Source organism: Intestinimonas butyriciproducens, assembly GCF_004154955.1.
GTDB classification, from domain to species: domain Bacteria; phylum Bacillota; class Clostridia; order Oscillospirales; family Oscillospiraceae; genus Intestinimonas; species Intestinimonas butyriciproducens.
This window is the reverse complement of record NZ_CP011524.1, coordinates 2,779,951-2,800,983: the sequence shown is the minus strand read 5'-3', so window position 1 is coordinate 2,800,983 and position 21,033 is coordinate 2,779,951. Positions and strand designations below refer to the sequence as shown.

The window sequence follows — 21,033 nt, the reverse complement described above, 5'->3', positions numbered from 1 at the left end:
ACGGAGGCCCGCTTTTTGTTAAATTGCTGATTCCATAAAAAGCCGGGGCGCAAAAAGTGGAAAAAGTATGTATTGTGGGAGGCGGAGAAAGCCCCTATAATGGAAAGCAACGCGCCGGAGAAGCCGGCGTGAAATCGGAAGAAAAAGGAGATCGAGAGATGAAAAGAACCGTCACACTGGCGCTGGCCCTATCCCTGGCCCTCACGCTGCTGGGAGGCTGCGCCAACTCTGACACACCGGCTCAAGGTGCCGAGAGCAAGGAAAATTTTACGGATGAAATGAAGATCCCCTACGCTGTGGACCTCTCCCCGGAAGATGGCGCAGACTCGGTAGAGCGCCTGGGTGACCATCAGGACTCCCCCTATTTCGCCCACCCGGATGTGTACCATCTGGAGTCTACCGAAACGCTCACCGTACTCAGCCGGTTCCAGACCATGCAGCAGACCAGCGAATGGGCCTGCGGCGTCACCTCGGCCCTCATGGTGCTCAACTGGTATGGTGAGTTGGGCGACTGGAACGAGAAGACCCTGGCGGCGCTGCGGCATCCTCTGGAGGGAGAGCTGGCCGAATACCCCGGCACCACGCTGCGGCAGGCCATGGATATTTTTGACGGCGTAGGCGGCTTTACTTATACCACAACATTGGATCAGCCGGAGATCTGGACGGAAGATATCCGGGGCTGGCTGGCCGAGGGGACCCCGGTCATGGTCTGCTGGAATGACTGGGGCGGACACTGGCAGGTCATTGTGGGCTATGACACCATGGGCGCCGAGAGCGAGCAGGACGATGTGATCCTGGTGGCGGACCCCTACGATACCACCGACCACAATCAGGATGGCTACGGTGTGATCCCCGCCGAGCGGTTTTTGTATAATTTCTCCATGTACGGCGCCTTCCCCGAGGAGGAGGGTGGAAGCGATATGCTGTACATCGCCGCCAAACCGGTGGCGTAAGGACATAGAAACGGGGCCGCCGCACGATGTCTCATCGTGTGGCGGCCCTTTTTTGAAACAAGGCTCAATGCTCCATCTCCGTGATCAGGCCCACTCTGCGGGCGTGGCGACCGCCCTCAAATTCTGTGGTAAGGAAGGCCTCCACGATACGCTCGGCCAGATTGGGACCTACGATGCCCGCCCCGAGGGCGAGCATATTGGCGTCGTTGTGACGGCGGCACATCTCCGCCATGAGGGGATCGGTGCACAGGGCGCAGCGTATGCCGCGGACCTTGTTGGCGGCGATGGAGATGCCGATGCCGGTGGTGCAGATGACGATGCCCTTCTCACACTGGCCGGAGGCTACGGACTCAGCCGCCGCCTTGGCATAGACAGGGTAGTCGCAGCTACTCTCGTCCATGCAGCCGAAATCTCGATAGTCCAGCCCGTGGGAGTCAAGATAGTCCCTGATGTGCTGCTTCAGGCCATATCCGCCGTGATCGGAACCGAGTGCAATCATGATAAAATACCTCCAAGTTTTTTGATTCAACGTTGCAACGTGGTCCGCCTTTTATAGCGGAATAAAGGCCGGCTTTCGCCGCGCGTAGACCGCCACGTACCGGAACCCGGCCTCCGCGATGAGCGCATAGGCATCCCGAATGCCCCGGGCCACGTTCCGGGGGGCATGGGCGTCGGAGCCCACGGTGAGGATCTCGCCGCCCACTTCTCGGTACAGATCCAGAATAGGGCGCCAGTCGGAGACGGTCCGGCCGTTATAGGTGTTGACCTCTATGCCGTGGCCGGTCTCCACCACTGTCTTCAGGATCTCCCGGATGGCGTCCATATAGCGGTCCAGCGAGACGCTCTGGCCATCCCGCATACACATATACCGCAGGGGGTAGATGATGTGGCCCAGACTGTCATAGAAGGGCAGCGGCGCAAGGCGCGCCATATGGGCGAAATAGTCGTCCAGCGCGGCATAGCAGATATCCGGAGAGGTGTAGTCGCCCAGATAGAAGTCCGCGCCGCCCGCCTCCGGGGAGTAGTTGTGGAGAGAACCGATCACAAAATCAAGCAGAGACTGATCCAGAGTGCGCCGGGCGGCGGTGTGGTCATAGGTGGGGCTTCCGAACTCCACGCCCAGCTTGAGGATGAGGCGCCCCGCCATCCGACGGCGGACCTCCTCCCACTGGGCGACGGCGGCGGGCCAGTCCAGAGGCTGTGTCCGGGGGGTGCCGTCCATCTCCACCAGATCGTAGTGATCGGTGATGCACAGCTCGGAGAGGCCAGCGCGGGCCGCGGCCTCCGCCATGTCGAGGAGGGGGGCGTCGCTGTCGGGAGAGAGGCGGGAGTGGGTGTGGTAATCTGCATAGTACATAGAAAAGAACCTCCGTCAGAAGGGCCACGAGGGCAGCCACTTGAGGATATTGGACGTATACCAGGTCGGCGTCATCAGTCCGATGAGGACTGGGTAGAAAAGGACATAAAGCCCGACGACCCCTGCGGTGAGACCGTATACCGGCCCCCTCCAGGCATCTGGCCTGCGCCGGATCATCCCATCCATCACATAGGAGACGGCCAGCACCAGAAAGACCGTGGAGGGGAAGTAGTGGTATTCAAACGTGGTACGGCCGATGAACACCCAGGGGAGGAATTGAGAGAGATAGCCGATGAGGATGAAGATCCCCCGCCCGTCAGGGGCCAGAAAGTCCAGGACCGGCGCACCGTCGCAGCGGACCGTTCCGCCAGGCAGGAGGCGGGCCAGGAGCGCCCGCAGGGGGCGGGTAAGAGTGGACAGGAGGGACAGAAGGGGCGGCAGGAGCAGCGTGAGCATGGCCAGCAGACCTGCCCAGCAGACAATGGGGTTGTTGAAACAGCCGAAGGCGGCCTTGAGTTCCTGTGCGGCGCCGGATTTGTTGTCCAGGTAGTAGAGGATGGGCCGGGCGTCCACGAGCCACTGATACCAGCGGGAGGAATAGGGGTGAGCGGCGTGGACCCCCTCATGGTAGGTGAGCATAAACCACTGGTTGTCGGCCATGATTCCCGGCAGGCTGTCCTTGGGGATGGAGGCGGCCTGGAAGCCCTCTCCGCCGGTGTACCTGCCCCAGAGGTTCTGTATGAGGACCGGCAGACTCTCCCGCGCCCCGGCCAGTGTGTTGGCAAAGGACAGGTCCACCCCCTTGGCCTGGGCATAGGGGAGGTAGCTCAGGCAGTAGATACAGGCCGGGATCGCCACAAAGCACAGGGCGGAAAGGAGCAGCGTCTTGACCAGCCAGGGGGCGAACCTGGGAGCCTGTTCTCCCACGGGCCAAGCCCGCCACTTGGCATGGAGGCCGATGAAGTAGAGTACCGCCAGGCCCGCCGCACCATAGATCACCGTCCATTTGCTGGCCGCCCCGATCCCCCAGAAGAGCCCGGAGAGAAAGAGGGGCAGGGCGCCCCGCAGGAAAGGCGTGCCCGCCGGGAGGGTCAGATAGCGGTAAAGGAAGAAATACATCAGCAGAATGAAAAAGACGCCGTAGGTGTCGATGGTGGCGATACGGGTCTGGGTGAGGTGCATGAAGTCGAAGGCAAACAGACAGGTACCGCAGGCGGCCACCGCCGTTCTGCCGAAGAGATTTTTCAAAAACACGTAGAGGATAGGGAGCATGCAGACGCCGAAAAGGGTCCCCATAAAGCGCCAGCCGAAGGGGGTCATGCCAAAGACGCGGATCCCCAGACCGATGATGAGCTTGCCCAAAGGCGGATGGGAGACCTCGTAGGGATAAACGCCCTCCAAATGCTCCAGGGCGGTGCGGGCGTGATAGATCTCATCAAAGTAGGCGGAATTGTACCAGGTGGACTGCGCCGGAACGGTGTCCTGCTCGTCAAAAAGGGCGTCCGCCCCGGATACGGTGATGCCGGTGAGGTCGGCGCCGTTCCGGGCCGACAGGGGAGCAGGGGAGACGTTGAGGCGGCCCAGGGGGTCTCGGCTTTCTCCGACGGCGCTGTAAAGAGCCAGCTCTCCCAGCTCCAGGAGACCCTTGTCAGCCTTGCCGGTGAGACGGAGATAGCGGACGTTCTGGGGGTTCTCCGGCTCGATCTCCAGCCACTTGAAGAGATCGTTATACTTCTGGAGCAGGGCGTAACTGGGGGAATAGCCCTCGGCGTCGGCCCAGTAGTAGCCCGTCACATCCCCCTCCTCGTCCTTCCTGGCCCAAAGGGTGTACCAAGTCTCCCCGTCTGCGGAGACCTCCAGATTGTAGCTTCCGGTCCCCAGGTTGGAGAAGTACATCAGCTTGGTAAGATAGACCTGCTCCGAGAGCTCGATCTCCACGGAGCCGTTGTCCCCCAGGTCCAGGGCCGACTGTGGGGCGGAGAGGGAGCCCAACCGGAAAAAGGCGCTGAAGGCGTAAAGCACAGTGATCAGGAGCAGAGGGAGGGCGTCCCGCCGCTCCATGGGGTGCAGCGGAAGGGAAAAGCCGCGCCGGGTACGGCGCTCCCGCAGGGCGATCCACTCCACGTTGCCCCGGCGCGGGCGGCAGGCGGAGCAATAGGCGGAGAAGAAGAGGACGATCCCCAGCAGTACCACCAGGGCAAAGGCCATGCCGGTAAGACAGGGGTAGATATACTGCCGGAAGCCGGACTCCAAGTTCTGCGCGAGGTCGGACATAGGACACCTCCGAGGCTTTCAAAAAAGGGCGTGCTTTCCATGGGAAACAGGGACCCGTGTGGAAGGGGCGGATGAAGTGGGCAGGGATCACAGCCTGTCCCGCTGCGCTCCGCAGAAGGGCGGAAAAACAAAAGGGGCGGCCCTATGGGCCGCCCCTTATTTTATTTCTTTTTCCTGTGCTTGTCAAAGAGATTCTTCAAGGAATCGGTTTCAGGCGCTGTTTCACCCATGGTGGTGCCGAACGCCTTCAGCGCGTCCTTCTGGGCACGGGAGAGGCCGGTGGGCACCTGGACCTTGACGGTGACGTACTGATCGCCGCGCCCGCGGCCGTTGAGACCGGGGATGCCTTTCCCGCGCAGCCGGAAGGTGGTGCCCGACTGGGTCCCCTCGGGCATGGTATACTTCACCGTGCCGTCGATGGTGGGGATCTCCAGCTCGGCACCCAGAGCGGCCTGGACAAAGGAGACGGGTTGGTCCATGTAGACGGAGGTGCCCTCCCGGCGGAAGGTGGGATGGGGCCTCACCGTGACGGCGATGAGCAGATCACCCGCCGGACCACCGTTCTTGCCGGCACCGCCCTGACCCCGGAGGGAGACGGCCTGGCCGTTGTCGATGCCCGCAGGAATGGTGACGGCCAGCTTTTTCTGCCGCCGCACGCTGCCCGCGCCGTTGCAGGTCTTACAGGGCTGGTGAATGATTTTTCCAGCACCCCGGCACTTGGGGCAGGTGGTGGTGGTGGCGAAGGAAAAGCCACCGCCGCCTCGCTGGATGCGGACTGTACCACTGCCGTGGCAGTCCGGGCAGACCTCCGCCGTGGTGCCGGGGGCGCATCCGGTGCCGTGGCAGACGTCGCACTGCTCGGTGCGGCTCACCGTGACCTCCTTCTCGCAGCCGAAGGCCGCCTCCTCAAAGGAGATGGCGACCCCTGTACGGATGGTCTCCCCCTTCTGGGGGCCGTTCCGGCGGCTGGAGCCGCCTCCGCCAAAGCCTCCGCCGAAGAAGGAGCCGAAGAGGTCGCCTAGGTCGATGTCGCCCATATCCGTAAAGCCGCCGAAGCCGCCTCCGAACCCGCCGCCAGGATTGAAGTTGGGGTCCACGCCCGCATGTCCGAACTGGTCGTAACGGGCGCGTTTTTCCTTGTCGGACAGGATCTCGTAAGCCTCGTTGACCTCCTTGAACCTGGCCTCGGCCGCCTTGTCGCCCGGGTTCAGGTCCGGGTGGTACTGTTTGGCCAATTTCCGGTAGGACTTTTTGATCTCATCGTCCGTGGCGCCCTTTGAGACGCCCAGAACTTCATAATAATCTCGTTTTTGGTCAGCCATATATGGTCACCTCTTTCAATGAGGAGGATCGATTGCGCAGATACAGCGGGCGCGGACCGTCCGCCGATACATTCTGCGTGGGACGGAGGAAGCTCCCCCGTCCCACGGCAGTCAGGTCATTCCGGGATTTACTTGTTGCCGTCGTCGTCCACGACCTCATAGTCGGCATCCACTACATTGGGATCGGTGTCCGCGCCGCCGGCCTGTGCTCCACCGGTGAAACCGGCGCTGCCCTGCGCGCCGCCGGCCTGGGCGCCGGCCTGATTATAGAGCTTTTCGCTGATGGGATAAAAGGCCTTGCTCAGTTCCTCGGTGGCGGACTTGATGGCCTCCACGTCGGTGCCCTTCAGGGCGTCCTTGAGCTTGGTGAGGGCGGCGTCCAGGGTCGCCTTGTCGCCGGAGTCGATCTTGTCCTTGAGCTCTTCCATGACCTTTTCGGTCTGGTACACCATCTGGTCGCCCTGGTTGCGGACATCCACCTCTTCCTTCCGCTTGGCGTCCTCGGCGGCAAACTGTTCGGCCTCCTTGACGGCCTTCTCCACATCCTCTTTGGACATGTTGGTGGAGGAGGTGATAGTAATGTGCTGCTCTTTGCCGGTGCCCATATCTTTGGCGGAGACGTTCACGATGCCGTTTGCGTCGATGTCAAAGGTGACTTCGATCTGAGGCACGCCGCGGCGGGCCGGTGCGATCCCGTCCAGATTGAAGCGTCCCAGGGTCTTGTTATACTGCGCCATCTCCCGCTCGCCCTGGAGCACATGGACCTCCACGGAGGTCTGATTGTCTGCGGCGGTGGTGAAGATCTGGCTCTTCTTGGTGGGGATGGTGGTGTTGCGCTCGATGAGTTTGGTCATTACGCCGCCCATGGTCTCAATACCCAGGCTGAGGGGGGTGACGTCCAGGAGCAGCAGGCCCTTCACATCGCCCACCAGCACGCCGCCCTGGATGGCGGCACCGATGGCCACACACTCGTCGGGGTTGATGCCCTTGAAGCCCTCTTTGCCGGTGAGCTTTTTGACCATCTCCTGCACGGCGGGGATACGGCTGGAGCCGCCCACCAGCAGGACCTTGGCGATGTCGTTGGCGGCGAGACCGGCGTCGCTCATGGCCTGGCGCACAGGACCGGAGGTCCGCTCCACCAGGGAGGCGGTGAGCTGGTCGAACTTGGCCCTGGTGAGGGTCAGATCCAGGTGCTTGGGGCCGGTGGCGTCGGCGGTGATATAGGGGAGGTTAATGGCGGTGGAGGTGACGCCGGAGAGCTCGATCTTGGCCTTCTCGGCGGCCTCCTTCAGCCGCTGCATGGCCACTTTGTCGCTGGAGAGGTCGATGCCGTTGGAGCTCTTGAACTCAGCTACCATCCAGTCCATCACGGCCTGGTCGAAGTCGTCGCCGCCCAGATGGGTGTCGCCGGAGGTGGACAGCACCTCGATGACGCCGTCGCCGATTTCCAGGATGGACACGTCGAAGGTGCCGCCGCCCAGGTCGTAGACCATGATCTTCTGATCCTGCTTCTCCTTGTCCACGCCGTACGCCACGGCGGCGGCGGTGGGCTCGTTGATGATCCGTTTCACGTCCAGGCCGGCGATCTTGCCGGCATCCTTGGTGGCCTGGCGCTGGGCGTCATTGAAGTAGGCGGGGACGGTGATGACGGCCTCGGTGACGCTCTGGCCCAGATAGGCCTCGGCGTCCGCCTTCAGCTTCTGCAGGATCATGGCGGAAATCTCCTGGGGTGTGTAGGCCTTGCCGTCGATGTTTACCTTGTGGTTGGTGCCCATCTCGCGCTTGATGGACATAATAGTGCGGTCGGGGTTGGTGATGGCCTGGCGCTTTGCCACTTGGCCCACCATCCGCTCGCCGTCCTTGGAGAAGGCCACCACGGACGGGGTGGTACGGTTGCCCTCTGCATTGGCGATGACAACGGGCTCGCCGCCCTCCATAACAGCCACGCAGGAGTTGGTCGTACCCAGGTCGATACCGATAATCTTAGACATAATAAATTCCTCCAATAATAAAGAAATTGGCTTTACAAATTCAACTGAAACGGCGTCTTCCGCCTGTTCCGGGGGACCCTGGCGTCTCTAGTTGGCCACCTTTACCATAGCGAACCGGATGACCTTTTCCCCCAGCCGGAAGCCGGCCTGAAAGACCTCCACGACGGTGTTCTCTTCGGCGCTCTCGTCCTCCACATGCATCACGGCGTTGTGAAGCGAGGGGTCAAAGGGCTGCCCCAGGGCGGGAATCTCTTCGATGCCCAGCCGGGTCATGATCTCCTTCAACCCGGTCATGGTCATCTCCACACCCTTGGCGTAGGCCTCGTCACAGGTCTCCTGCTTGAGGGCACGCTCCAGGTTGTCATAGACGGGAAGGAAAGCGGATACCGCGTCGGTTTTGGCGTCGGCATAGGCGGATTCCTTCTCCTTCTGTGACCGCTTCCGGAAGTTATCATATTCAGCGGCCAGACGCAGATATTTGCTCTCTTTTTCCGCCAGCTCGTTTTTCAAGGCTTCCAGCTCCTCCACCAGGGGATCGGGGGCAGTCTCAGCCTCCGGCGTACAGTCAGGCTCCGCTGAGGGCTGGGCCTGTGCGTGTTCTGCGGGAGACTCTTGGATGGGGTCCTTTTTCTGATCCTTTTTACTCAAGGTGTTTCCTCCTATTTTTCCTTGGCGCCGTCGTCCGCCGGAGGGAGCTCGCCCGTTCCGAAGAGGCGGGTGAGGCCGGAGGCGAAATACGCAAGGCGCGCGGTGATCTTGGCGTAGTCCATTCGGGTGGGGCCCACCACGCCGATGACCCCTCGCATACCGTCGCCGATCTCGTAGCTTGCCACCACCACGCTGGTGTCTTTCAGGGCGTCTACTACGTTTTCGGGACCGATGAGGATCTCCATGGGACCGACCTGAGGCATGGGGAAGCGGCCTGCGTCCTGATCCTCGCTGAGGTAGCTCATGAGGGGGGCGGCCCGGTCCAGACTCTGGTACTCGGGGTGGGAGAGCAGACTGGCGATGCCCGCCGTATGGACGGTGCGCTGCTCCAGGCTCTCCAGCACGTCGATGGCGAAGGACACCACCAAGGAGATGAGCCCATAGGCCTCACCGGCCGCGTGGGAGGCTACCCGCATCAGCTCAGGGGTGATCTCATCCAGCGTGAGACCGGTAAAGGTAGTGTTCAAAAGGGTGTTCAAAAGCTGAAGCTGTGCCTCCGAGAGATCGGCGGGCAGCCTGACCAGCCGGTTGCGCACCACATTGGTATCGGTCATCACCACGATGATGAAGGAGTCGCTGGCGACCATCAGAAGGTCAAAGCGCTGGATGGTGACCTTGCTGGCCCGGTCGGCCAGGGCAAAGGCGGGATACCGGGTGAGCTGGGAGACCACCCGCCCGGCCTGGTCGATGACCTGGTCCAGCTCCCGCATCTTCAGGTGAAGCGCCTGGTTGAGCCGCTTGGTCTCCTGGACCGACAGGCGGTAGTCGTCCATCAGCTCGTTGACATAGATGCGGTAGCCCTTGGGGGAGGGAATCCGCCCCGCGGAGGTATGGGGCTGCTCCAGCAGGCCCAGCTCCTCCAGGTCCGCCATCTCGTTGCGGACAGTGGCCGAGGAGACGTTCAGGCCGGGCGTGGAGGCCACAGCCTTGGAGCCCACAGGCTCCGCCGTCTCGATATAGTTTTCGATGATGGCGCGGAGGATTTTTTTCTTCCGGTCGCTCAGGTCCATACCGCGCTCACCTTCTTTTCCAATCTCAGTATGTTTAAAATCTTAGCACTCGACATCTCTGAGTGCTAATGTAAATCTACCACTACCCGGAAAAAAAGTCAATAGCAAAGGATGTAAATTAAATGTGAACGAAAAATCCCGGATTTATGCTTGCAAAAGCGGGATTTGATTGCCAGCGGAATTGCCAAAAGGGGGGGAGTGTGGTAAGATGGGTAAAACGGCGAAAGTGGGGGAGCATATGTCAGAGGAATTTGTCATTATCGACTACGAGGACCAATATAAGCCGGAGCTGTTGGCGATCTCTCTGCCCTGGCTGGAGGAAAACGACATTCTGGAGCCGGCAGACCTGGAACAGTTGGAGCATCCGGAACGGGTGCTGGCAGGCGGCGGGCGCATCTTTCTGGCCCGGGCGGGGGAAGAGATCGTGGGAATGATGATGCTGGAGCTCTTCCGGGACGGCGTGGCGGAGCCCTTCAAATTTGGGGTGAAGGCTCCCTGGCGCAACCGTGGGATCGGCAAAGCTCTGATGCGTGCAACCATCGACGCGGCCCGGGAACTGGGGGTACATACCCTGGTCCTCACCTCCCACCACAGTCTGAAAGCGGCCCTCCATGTATATGAAAGCTTCGGTTTCCGCTACGAGGCCCATGACAACGTGGCCTTTGCGCTCTCCGATATCATGATGAAGATGGAGCTCTAGGGCGTATCGGAAAAGGGGAGAGCGCCCGACCGGCGCGGGGCTCCCTTGCGATCGGCCGGGCCCCTGGACCGCCTCTCCGATGCGCCCCCGCCTGCTCTGCCCTGGGACGGCGTCGCAATTGCGGGGCGGTGTCTGAAATAAAATTTCTTCCAGTATAGAAGGCTCGCTTCCTCCACATCCTTTTCGTAGTAACTTCGATGATGGAGGAGAAGACCAACTATGAAACGAATTCTCGCGGCATTTCTATGCGCCTGTCTGCTGGTCCTGCCCGCCGCCGCCGTTACCGGCGCTCCGGAGACCGAGGCAGGGTCCGCCGTCCTGATGGAGAAGGAGACGGGCACCGTCCTCTATGAGGACCACGCCCACGACAAGCTGGAGCCCGCCAGCGTGACTAAGGTGATGACACTGCTGCTGGTGATGGAGGCCATCGACTCGGGGCGGCTCAAGCTGGACGATATGGTTACCGTCTCTGCCCGCGCCGCCTCCATGGGAGGGTCACAGGTCTACCTCAAAGAGGGGGAGCAAATGACGGTGGACGACATGCTCAAGGCAGTCGCCGTGGTGTCGGGCAACGATGCCGCCGTGGCTCTGGCCGAACACCTGGCCGGCAGTGAGTCCGCCTTTGTGGAGAGGATGAATCAGCGGGCCCGCGAGTTGGGGATGGAGGATACCAATTTCCTCAACTGTACGGGCCTTCCGGCGGCGGGACATCTCACCTCCGCCTATGATATCGCATTGATGAGTCGGGCGCTGATCGGCCACGCCAAGATCCGGGAGTACACCACCATCTGGATGGACACCATCCGGGACGGACAGTTCCAACTGGCCAACACCAACAAGCTGGTGCGATTCTATGAGGGCTGTACGGGGCTGAAGACCGGCTCCACCGACTCCGCTCTCTACTGCCTGTCCGCCACTGCCGAGCGGGACGGAATGGAGCTGATCGCCGTGGTGATGAAGTCCCCCACCTCCGCCCAGCGGTTTGAAAGCGCCAAATCCCTTCTGAACTTCGGCTTTGCCAACTATACCCTGTTGGATATCCAGCCGGACGCGGCCATCCCGCCGGTGGAGGTATCCCTGGGTACCCTGGATCAGGTGCAGCCCATTCTGGGACAGGGCAGCCGGATTCTGGTGGACCGGAATGAACTCAATGAGGTGACCACGGAGCTTCGACTGACGGACAATGTGGAGGCCCCGGTGGAACAGGGACAGAAACTGGGAGAGATGGTGGTTTCCGTGGGGGGACAGGAGCGGCAGGTGATTCCCCTGGTGGCCGACCAGGCTGTGGAACGTCTGACCCTGCCCGGAATCTTTGCAAAGTTCGTGAAACAGTTATTTATGGCAGGATAAGCGGTATAAAGACGCCCGCCGGGACATAAAATCCCGGCGGGCGCCTTTCTCTTGGTGGGCGCTGTATGCCGATCTTACAAAAAGCTGAGAAACTTTATGTGCAGAATTTACGATTCGCGGCGACCTGCGCCTTGACGGATAAAGGTTTGTGTTGTATAATTCATACAAATATATGGAACAAAAAAATTAAGCAATTAGCCGTAATGACAACATATGAGACAAAATTTTTTTAAAATTTGGATAAATATACCAATGAAATGAGGAGTGTGCCATGGAAAGCCCAAAAAAGTACCCTCCGGCGGACAGCCGGACGGAGCAAATGATAAAGGAGTATGCCGCCGGAGAGGCCCTTCGGGCGTGGGAGTACATGGGTTCCCATCAGGAGGAGCGTGAAGGCATCCCGGGCTATGTGTTCCGGGTCTGGGCGCCCCATGCGGCAAAGGTGTCGGTAGTGGGGGACTTCAACGGCTGGGAGGCGGAGCGGGGCCCCATGCACCTGCTGGGCGGGGGAATCTGGGAGGCCTTTGTGCCTGGGCTCCAGCGGTATGACATCTATAAGTATGCGGTGGAAGCTGCGGACGGGCGCGTCCTTCTCAAGGCCGATCCCTACGCCTTCCACGCCGAGACCCGGCCCGGCACGGCCTCCAAGCTCTATGAGCTGGGGGAATACCGGTGGGGGGACAGGGCCTGGCTGGAGTACCGGAAGAACAACCCGGTCTACCACAGACCGCTGAATATCTATGAGATCCATTTGGGGTCTTGGCGCAGAACAGGGGAGGGGGAGTTCCTCTCCTATCGGGACATTGCTCAATACCTGGTCCCATATGTAAAGGAGATGGGTTTTACCCATGTGGAGCTGTTGCCCATCACCGAGCATCCGCTGGACGACTCCTGGGGCTATCAGTGTACCGGGTATTTTGCGGCCACCAGCCGCTTTGGCACACCCGACGACCTGATGTATCTCATCGACCAGCTCCACCAGGCCGGTGTGGGCGTGATTCTGGACTGGGTACCCGCCCACTTCCCGAAGGACGCCTTCGGACTCTATGAGTTTGACGGACAGCCCTGCTATGAATATGCCGATCTGCGCAAGGGAGAACACGCCGACTGGGGTACCCGTGTCTTTGACTATGGGAGGAACGAAGTCCGCTCCTTTCTCTACTCTTCGGCCCTCTTCTGGCTGGAAATGTTTCACATCGACGGATTGAGGGTAGACGCCGTAGCCTCCATGCTGTATCTTGACTATGGCCGCAAGGACGGAGCGTGGGTCCGCAATATCCACGGCGGCAATGAGAACCTGGAGGCCGTGGATTTCCTGCAGAAGCTCAATGAGCGGGTCTTCGCCGCCCATGACGATGTGCTGATGGTCGCGGAGGAGTCCACCGCCTGGCCCAAGGTATCTCATCCGGTCTCTGAAGGCGGCCTGGGCTTCAACCTGAAGTGGAACATGGGATGGATGAACGATGTCCTCCACTATATGAAGATGGACCCCTACTTCCGCCAGTTCAACCATAAGGATATCACCTTTTCGTTCCTGTACGCCTTTTCCGAAAACTTTATCCTGCCCCTTTCCCACGACGAGGTGGTGCACATGAAGGGCTCGCTCCTCAACAAGATGCCGGGGAGCTATGAGGAGAAGTTCGCCGGTGTGCGGGCCTTTTATGCCTACATGCTCACCCATCCGGGCAAAAAGCTGCTGATGATGGGCAGCGAGTTTGGACAGTGGAACGAGTGGCACTTTGAATATTCACTGGACTGGCACCTGCTGGACAATGAGATTAACCGCAAGACCCAGGCCTTCTTCCAGGCGGCCAACCACTTTTATTTGGCGCAGGCCCCGCTGTGGGAGGAGGATTTCTCCTGGGAGGGCTTTGAGTGGATTTATGCCGATGACAGCCAGGCCAACACCATTTCCTTCCTCCGCAGGGATAAGAAGGGGAACGCGCTGGTGGTGGTGTGCAACTTCTCGCCTGTAGATCGGACGGGCTACTGTGTGGGCGTGCCGGCGGCGGGCGCGTATACCTGCCTGTTCAACACCGACGATCCGGCGTTTGGAGGCGAGGGCCGGGGGGATCGCGAGGCCGTAAAGAGCCAGTATATCCCCTGCCACGGCAGAGAACAGTCCATCGTGATCACCCTGCCCCCCATGAGCGCGGTCATTTACAAGTGCACCCGGAAGTTCCCGCCCAGGAGAAGGAAGGGAACCTCTGCGCTGGCGGTCAAGTCCGCAGCCAAGCCAGCCGTGAAGAAGAAGGCGGCCAAGCCGGCCGTCAAGGCCGGAGCCTCCCATCCCGCGGTCAAGGAAAAGGCCAGGTATCCGATGGTGAAGCCGAAATCCCCCAAGCCGGCCGTCAAGAAGGAACAGCCGTAGTGCGGCGCGGACCATCCCATCGTCCAAGTTTCACTTCAAAGCGAGAGAGGTGTTCGATAAGATGAAGAAAGAATGCGTCGCCATGCTGCTGGCAGGCGGCCAGGGAAGCCGCCTGCGGGCCTTGACGTCCAGGGTGGCAAAGCCAGCCGTCCCCTTCGGGGGAAAATTCCGCATCATCGATTTCCCCCTGAGCAACTGCGTTAACTCCGGCATCGACACGGTGGGAGTGCTTACCCAGTATCAGCCGCTGGAGCTCAACGGCTACATTGGAAACGGACAGCCCTGGGACCTGGACCGGTCGGACGGGGGCGTCCATATCCTGCCCCCCTATGTGAAGGAGGGGGACAAGGGCACCTGGTACAAGGGCACCGCCAACGCCATCTATCAGAATATCGGCTTTATCCAGCTCTATGACCCGGACTATGTGCTCATTCTCTCCGGCGACCACATCTATAAGATGGATTATGAGAAGATGCTTGAGCATCACAAGGCCATGGACGCCGCCTGTACCATCTCCGTCATGGAAGTCCCCATGGAGGAGGCCTCCCGGTTCGGCATCATGAATGTGGACGAGCACGACATGATCTATGAATTCGAGGAGAAGCCTAAGCGGCCCAAGAGCAACCTCGCCTCTATGGGCATTTACATCTTCAATTGGAAACAGCTCCGGGAGTATCTGGTGGCGGACGAGGCGGATGAGAAGTCCAGCAACGACTTTGGAAAGAACATCATCCCCGCCATGCTGGAGAAGGGGGAGCGGATGGCTGCCTACCGCTTTGAGGGCTACTGGAAGGACGTGGGCACCATCGACTCCCTGTGGGACGCCAATATGGATATGCTCTCCGTCCACAGCGGCTTCAATCTCTATGATACGGAGTGGCCCATCTATGCCCGCACGCCCACGCGCCCGCCTCACTTTACCGGCCCCGACGCGGTGGTCAGCCACTCTCTGGTCACCGGCGGCTGTGAGGTGGACGGCACGGTGGAGAATTCGGTGCTCTTCCACTCGGTCAAGGTGGAGAAGGGGGCCAGTGTCCGCTACTCCATCCTGATGCCCGGCGCGGTGGTGCGGGAAGGCGCCGCGGTGGAGTACGCCATTGTGGCGGAAAACGCCGTCATCGGCGCCGAGGCCAAGGTGGGCGCGCCGCCGGAGGGGGAAGGCGCCCCTGACGACTGGGGCATCGCCGTGGTAGCCGAGGGGATCAAGGTGGGGGACAAGGCCGTGGTACCCCCCAAGGCCATGATCACCCGGAATGTGAAAGGGGGTGCGGTGAAATGACCAACAAGCTGCACGGGATCATCTTTGCCTACCGCTCCAATCCGCAGCTCCGGGAGCTCTCCCAGCACCGGAATACCTGCTCCATCCCCTATGGCGGGCGCTACCGCATCGTGGATTTCATGCTCTCCAATATGGTAAATGCCGGCATCTCCGATGTGGGACTCATCGTCCACGCCAATTATCAGTCTCTGCTGGACCACGTGGGCTCCGGCAAGGACTGGGACCTCTCCCGGAAGCACGGCGGTCTGCGGATACTGCCCCCCTTCGGCTATGCCGACAAGCGGCGGGAGGGCGAATACCGGGGGCGTATGGACGCCCTGGCCGGTGTCTATTCCTACCTGGAGCGTATCCGTCAGGACTATGTGGTCCTCTCCGGCGGCGATGTGGCGGTGAACCTGGATCTGGACGATGTCTTTGAGCAGCACCTGCGCACCGGGGCGGACATTACCGCCGTCTGCACCCCCGTCCCCAGGGGCGATCCCAGAAGCTCCGATTACTTCACCGTGGATGAGAACAGCGTCATCACCGACGTCTCCGTCCACCCCATCAACCCCATGGGCTGCGAATCCATGGAGGTGTACATCATGTCGAAGGATCTGCTCATCTCCCTGGTGGAGTACTGCATCGCCCATAATATCCCCTCCTTCAGCCAGGGCGTGCTCCTCAATATGGGCGGCCGGCTCAAGATCATGTCCTATTGCTTTGAGGGCTATGCCGCCCGGCTCCAGTCCGTGGCGGGCTATTACGCCCGGAGTATGGAACTGCTGGACCCGGCGGTGCGGGCCGATCTCTTCAATCCTATGCGTCCGGTCAAGACCAAGGACATGTCCAATCCCTCCACCTATTACGGCCCTCTCTCCAAGTCCAAAAGCTCCCTGGTGGCCGACGGCTGCATCATCGAGGGCGAGGTGGAAAACTCGATCCTCTTCCGCGGCGTCCGTGTGGAGAAGGGTGCCAAGGTACAAAACTGCATCCTGATGCAGGGCACGGTCATCCAGCAGGGCGCCACCCTCAAATACGCCATCACCGACAAGAACGTGCAGGTGAACGCCGGGCGGATGCTGATGGGTCACGAGACCTACCCGCTGGCGATTGCAAAAAACGCCGTGGTATAGTATAACAAAGGGACCGGGCGCCGCCGTGGGGCCGCGCGGGTCCCGGAGCGGCACAAGGACGCGGCCGCCATATGGGGCGGAGGGCCCGTATATGGCGGCCGCGCGGTGTATCACCCCTGAGAATATGAAAAGGAGACAAGTATGAATATTCTGTTCGCCTCTTCCGAGGTAGCCCCTTTTATCAAGACCGGCGGCCTGGCCGATGTGGCCGGCTCCCTGCCCAAAAAGCTGGCCGAAATGGGACACGACGTAAAGGTGATCCTCCCGCTCTATGAGGGCGTGGCGCAGCAGTACCGGGAGAAAATGAAGCTCCTGTGCCACTGGAACTGCCGGGTGGCCTGGCGGACGCCCTACTGCGGCATCCTGGAGCTGCGGGAGGACAACATCTCCTACCTCTTCGTGGACAACGAATATTATTTCAAACGCGCCGAGGTCTACGGCCACTATGACGACGGCGAGCGGTTCACCTTTTTCTCCCGTGCCGTCGTCGAGACGCCGGCCCACCTGGACTGGCACCCGGACGTCATCCACTGCAACGACTGGCAGACCGCTCTGGTGCCCATCTACCTCCTGGAGGAGCGGGAACGGGTCTGGCAGTTGCGGGGAAGCAAGAGCGTGTTCACCATCCACAATATCGAGTACCAGGGGCGTTACGGCGACCAGGTGCTGGAGGACCTGCTGGGTTTGAACCGCGGGTATATGAATGAGCATATGCTGGCCTATCACGGGGACGTGAATCTGATGAAAGGGGCCATTTATGCCGCCGACTATGTGACCACGGTCTCCCCCACCTATGCCGAGGAGCTCCAGTATCCCTTCTATGCCCACGGCCTGGAGGGCGTGGTGGCCGACAACCGCTGGAAGCTGCAGGGCATCCTCAACGGCCTGGACGCGGACCTCTACGACCCCTCCAACGGTGCCGGGCTGGCCGCGGCCTTCACGCCCGACGATCTGGGTGGGAAGGCCGCCTGCAAGGCCGCGCTGCAGCGGGCGGTGGGGCTGCGTGAGGACCCCAATGTGCCCATCATCGCCTGCGTCTCCCGCCTGGTCCGGCACAAGGGCTTCGAACTGGTGGCCTCCGCCATCCCAGAGATCATGAATATGGATGTGCAGATGGTGGTGCTGGGTACCGGCGAATGGAATTTTGAGGAGGCGTTCCGCCATGCGGAGGCCCAGTATCCCAGCCGCTTCTCTGCCCGCATCCAGTATTCCGCCGCTCTCAGCACCGCCATTTACGGCGGCGCGGATCTGTTCCTCATGCCCTCCGTCTCCGAGCCCTGCGGCCTCTCCCAGATGATCGCCATGCGGTACGGCACCGTACCGGTGGTCCGGGAGACCGGAGGACTCAAGGATACGGTGGTCCCCCACGGGGTATTTGGGGACAACGGCTTTACCTTTGCCGACATCAACGCCCACGACATGGTGTGGGTGCTGGGGGAGGCGGTGGACCTCTATTACAACGATAAGAGCGCTTGGCGGGGCCTCCAGCATAACGGCATGACCCGGGACTTTAGCTGGAACGAGCCCGCCCGGGAGTACGAGGGCGTGTACTACCAGATCACCGGGATTCCGCGCCCGGAGGCAGAGTTCCACGCCCCCGCCGGGGCGCCTGCACCGACGGAGGTCCCCATTCCCGACGAGGCGCCTGTGGCGGAGGAGCATCCCGCGCCCGCGCTCGCGGAAGAGCCTGTGCCGGAGGTGCCCGCTGCGCCCGCGGAGGAGCCCCCCGCCGCGCCTGTGAAGAGGCCCGCGGTCAGGAAGGCGGCGACCAGGAAGTCTGCCTCCTCCGGCGGCGCGAAAAAAGCGTCCTCCGGCGCCGGTACGGCCGGAACAAAAAAGCCGGCGGCGCGGAAAAAGAAGGAGACGCCGGCGGACTGAGCGCCGGACGTCTCGGTCCTGGGCTCCCCCGAAGGCCTGTGAAAAAACGGCATGAGGGCGGGAAAGCCCCACGGCGACGGATGGGGCCCCAAGCTCCGGGTATGGTTTCAATCTTCAAACGGGCCATAAGCACATGTTTAGTTGACAGGGCGGGGCCCCCTGTGATAGACTTTTGCCGCAAAATTGTACCCTTACACGGAGACACACGCAGACGAGGCGGGGGGAGGACCCCCGCCGTTTGCGTCCCTGCTCCGATCCTTTTGAAATGGAGACATACACATGGCGAAGAAATACACCAAAAAAGAGCTGGAGCAGCAGATTATCGGCAAGCTGCGCCGGAATTTCGGCCGGGAAGTGGAAGAGGCCACCCCTGTCCACATGTTCCGGGCATGCGCCCTGGTGCTCCGGGATATTATGTCCGCCCGGGAGCTGGAGACCGAGAGCCGCATCCGGGACAGCCACGCCCGCCAGGTCCACTACCTCTCCCTGGAGTTTCTCATGGGCCGCTCCCTGGAGAAGAACGCCTATAACCTGGGGGTCCTCCCCCAGTTGAAGGAGGCCGTCGAGGGCCTGGGCTTCTCCGCCCCCGACCTCTTTGAGGTGGAGCCCGACGCGGGTCTGGGCAACGGCGGCCTGGGCCGCCTGGCCGCCTGCTATCTGGAGTCCATGACCACCCTGGAGATCCCCGCTACCGGCTACTCCATCTGCTATGAGCTGGGCCTCTTCAAACAGAAGATCGTGGACGGCCAACAGGTGGAGCTTCCGGACAACTGGCTGGACGTGGCCGACTGCTGGCTGATCCCCAAGGTGGATGAGACCGAGCGGGTCCACTTCGGCGGCGAGGTCAGGGACATCTGGGGCGAGGACGGCAGCCACCGGGTCGCCTATGTGGGGGGCAGCGATGTGCTGGCCGTGCCCAAGGATATGGAGATCGCGGGCTACGGCACCGAGCATGTCAACGTCCTCCGGCTGTGGGACGCCAAGAGCCCCACGCCGCTGGACATGTCCCTCTTCTCCCGGGGAGAATACCTCAAGGCGGTGGAGCAGCAGGCCATGGCGGAGTCCATTGCCAAGATCCTCTATCCCGAGGACAACCACTATGAGGGCAAGTCCCTGCGCCTGAAGCAGCAGTATTTCTTCGTCTCCGCCACGGTCCAGTGCATCTGCCGCCAGCACAAGGCGGAGTACGGCACCCTGCGGAATTTCCATCAGAAGCACGTCATCCAGATCAACGACACCCATCCCACGCTGGTCATCCCCGAGCTCATGCGCATCCTTCTGGACGAGGAGGGGTATGGCTGGGATGAGGCGTGGCACATCGTCACCCATACTGTTGCCTATACCAACCATACCATCATGGTGGAGGCCCTGGAGCGCTGGCCGCAGCAGCTCATAGAGACCCTGCTGCCCCGGGTGTGGCAGATCCTGGTGGAGATCAGCAACCGCTATCAGGCGCATCTCAACGAGTACTTCCACGGCGACCAGTCCAAGGTGCGGGATCTGGCCGTCATCTGGGGCGGAGAGGTGCGCATGGCCAACCTCTGTGTGTGCGCCTGCTTCGCGGTGAACGGCGTATCCGCGCTCCACTCGGATATCCTCAAGCGGGAGACCTTCCATGATGTCTATGTCCAGACGCCTGAAAAGTTCAAGAACGTGACGAACGGCATCGACCACCGCCGCTGGCTCAGCGAGATCAATCCCAAGCTGGACGCGCTGATCCGGGAGTGCGCCGGCGGGGACTCCTATCTGCTCCAGCCGGAAAAGCTTGTCCAACTGGAGAGATATAAAGAGGATGCCAGCGTGCTCAATCGCCTGGCTGAGATCAAGGCGGAGAACAAGCGCAGCTTTGCCGGCTATGTGGCCCGGGAGTCGGGGGTCCTGCTGAATACCGACGCCATATTCGACGTGCAGGTGAAGCGCCTGCATGAGTACAAGCGCCAGCTCCTCAATGTCATGCACATCACCTATCTCTATCAGCGGCTCAAGGCCGATCCCCACTTCGAGTTTACCCCCAGGGTCTATCTCTTCGGGGCCAAGGCGGCGCCGGGCTACTCCGTGGCCAAGGAGATCATCCACCTCATCAACTCCCTTGCCGCCACCGTGAACGCCGACCCGGCCTGCAAGGACCGGCTCCAGGTGGTGTTTTTGGAGAACTACCGGGTTTCCCTGGCGGAAAAGCTCATGCCCGCCAGCGAGCTCTCCGAGCAGATCTCCACCGCCGGCAAGGAGGCATCCGGCACCGGCAACATGAAGTTCATGATGAACGGCGCCCTGACCATCGGCACGCTGGACGGCGCCAATGTGGAGATGCACCAGCAGGTGGGGGACGAGAATATCTTCCTCTTCGGGCTCAAGGCCAACGAGGTGGCGGAGAAAAAGGCCAAGGGCTACCGCTCCTATGAGTACTACATGCACGATGAGTTTCTCAAGGCGGTCATCGACCAGATTACCCGCGGCTTTGACGACGGGGTGGGCTATGCCGACGTCACCAACCGCCTCCTCTTCGGAAAGGGGGGGCCCGCCGACGAGTATATGCTCCTGGCGGACTTCGAGAGCTACCGGGAGGCCCAGGAGCGGGCGGGCCGCACCTACCGGGACCCCGGCCGGTGGAACCGGATGGCGCTGGTGAACATCGCCCGGTCCGGCATCTTTGCCGCGGACCGCAGCATCCGGGAGTACGCCCGGAACATCTGGGACGTACCCGCCAAAAAGCTGTAACGCGGAA

At 61.2% G+C, this 21,033-nt stretch carries 15 protein-coding genes; 8 read left to right on the top strand and 7 right to left on the bottom strand.

Annotation, left to right across the window (positions count from 1 at the left end; all coding sequences use genetic code 11):
- Nucleotides 1-158 precede the first annotated feature (158 nt).
- The gene (locus SRB521_RS13790; RefSeq protein ID WP_116722387.1) at nt 159-953 is read left to right on the top strand and encodes a C39 family peptidase; all 795 of its coding nucleotides are present in this window, start codon (nt 159-161) and stop codon (nt 951-953) included.
- A 64-nt stretch (nt 954-1,017) separates the two neighbouring features.
- Here the strand turns inward: SRB521_RS13790 and rpiB are convergent, their stop codons facing one another.
- From rpiB to hrcA, 7 genes are all read right to left on the bottom strand, one after another.
- The gene (gene rpiB, locus SRB521_RS13785) at nt 1,018-1,452 is read right to left on the bottom strand and encodes a ribose 5-phosphate isomerase B (RefSeq protein ID WP_075704591.1); all 435 of its coding nucleotides are present in this window, start codon (nt 1,450-1,452) and stop codon (nt 1,018-1,020) included.
- A 51-nt stretch (nt 1,453-1,503) separates the two neighbouring features.
- Nucleotides 1,504-2,310 (bottom strand): histidinol-phosphatase HisJ family protein, encoded by an 807-nt coding sequence (locus tag SRB521_RS13780; RefSeq protein ID WP_075704590.1) that lies wholly within the window; start codon nt 2,308-2,310, stop codon nt 1,504-1,506.
- Nucleotides 2,311-2,325: 15 nt separating this feature from the next.
- Nucleotides 2,326-4,584, bottom strand: coding sequence for a phospholipid carrier-dependent glycosyltransferase (locus SRB521_RS13770; RefSeq protein ID WP_242976585.1), 2,259 nt, complete (start codon nt 4,582-4,584; stop codon nt 2,326-2,328).
- Between the two features lie 161 nt (nt 4,585-4,745).
- The gene (gene dnaJ, locus SRB521_RS13765; RefSeq protein ID WP_058118443.1) at nt 4,746-5,906 is read right to left on the bottom strand and encodes a molecular chaperone DnaJ; all 1,161 of its coding nucleotides are present in this window, start codon (nt 5,904-5,906) and stop codon (nt 4,746-4,748) included.
- A gap of 128 nt (nt 5,907-6,034) precedes the next feature.
- Nucleotides 6,035-7,897, bottom strand: coding sequence for a molecular chaperone DnaK (gene dnaK / locus SRB521_RS13760; RefSeq protein WP_116722386.1), 1,863 nt, complete (start codon nt 7,895-7,897; stop codon nt 6,035-6,037).
- A gap of 87 nt (nt 7,898-7,984) precedes the next feature.
- Nucleotides 7,985-8,545, bottom strand: coding sequence for a nucleotide exchange factor GrpE (gene grpE, locus SRB521_RS13755; RefSeq protein WP_033118098.1), 561 nt, complete (start codon nt 8,543-8,545; stop codon nt 7,985-7,987).
- Nucleotides 8,546-8,556: 11 nt separating this feature from the next.
- Nucleotides 8,557-9,615: a heat-inducible transcriptional repressor HrcA gene (gene hrcA / locus SRB521_RS13750; RefSeq protein WP_116722385.1), complete on the bottom strand. Its 1,059-nt coding sequence runs from the start codon at nt 9,613-9,615 to the stop codon at nt 8,557-8,559.
- A 208-nt stretch (nt 9,616-9,823) separates the two neighbouring features.
- On the opposite strand from hrcA, the gene SRB521_RS13745 reads away from it, so the two are divergent.
- The 7 genes from SRB521_RS13745 (at nt 9,824) to SRB521_RS13715 (ending at nt 21,026) form a co-directional block, all read left to right on the top strand.
- Nucleotides 9,824-10,315, top strand: a complete 492-nt coding sequence (locus SRB521_RS13745; protein ID WP_242976584.1) for a GNAT family N-acetyltransferase — start codon at nt 9,824-9,826, stop codon at nt 10,313-10,315.
- Between the two features lie 219 nt (nt 10,316-10,534).
- Entirely contained in the window at nt 10,535-11,665 is a 1,131-nt protein-coding gene (locus SRB521_RS13740; protein WP_075704586.1) for a D-alanyl-D-alanine carboxypeptidase family protein, read from the top strand.
- Nucleotides 11,666-11,936: 271 nt separating this feature from the next.
- Nucleotides 11,937-14,036, top strand: a complete 2,100-nt coding sequence (gene glgB, locus SRB521_RS13735) for a 1,4-alpha-glucan branching protein GlgB (protein WP_334251582.1) — start codon at nt 11,937-11,939, stop codon at nt 14,034-14,036.
- 61 nt (nt 14,037-14,097) lie between these two features.
- Nucleotides 14,098-15,315, top strand: a complete 1,218-nt coding sequence (locus tag SRB521_RS13730; protein ID WP_075704585.1) for a glucose-1-phosphate adenylyltransferase — start codon at nt 14,098-14,100, stop codon at nt 15,313-15,315.
- Nucleotides 15,312-16,430 (top strand): glucose-1-phosphate adenylyltransferase subunit GlgD, encoded by a 1,119-nt coding sequence (glgD, locus tag SRB521_RS13725; protein WP_033118095.1) that lies wholly within the window; start codon nt 15,312-15,314, stop codon nt 16,428-16,430. The genes SRB521_RS13730 and glgD overlap by 4 nt, the downstream gene beginning before the upstream one ends.
- A 141-nt stretch (nt 16,431-16,571) precedes the next feature.
- Nucleotides 16,572-18,308, top strand: a complete 1,737-nt coding sequence (gene glgA / locus SRB521_RS13720) for a glycogen synthase GlgA (protein ID WP_116722384.1) — start codon at nt 16,572-16,574, stop codon at nt 18,306-18,308.
- Between the two features lie 279 nt (nt 18,309-18,587).
- Nucleotides 18,588-21,026: a glycogen/starch/alpha-glucan phosphorylase gene (locus SRB521_RS13715; RefSeq protein WP_116722383.1), complete on the top strand. Its 2,439-nt coding sequence runs from the start codon at nt 18,588-18,590 to the stop codon at nt 21,024-21,026.
- Nucleotides 21,027-21,033 lie beyond the last annotated feature (7 nt).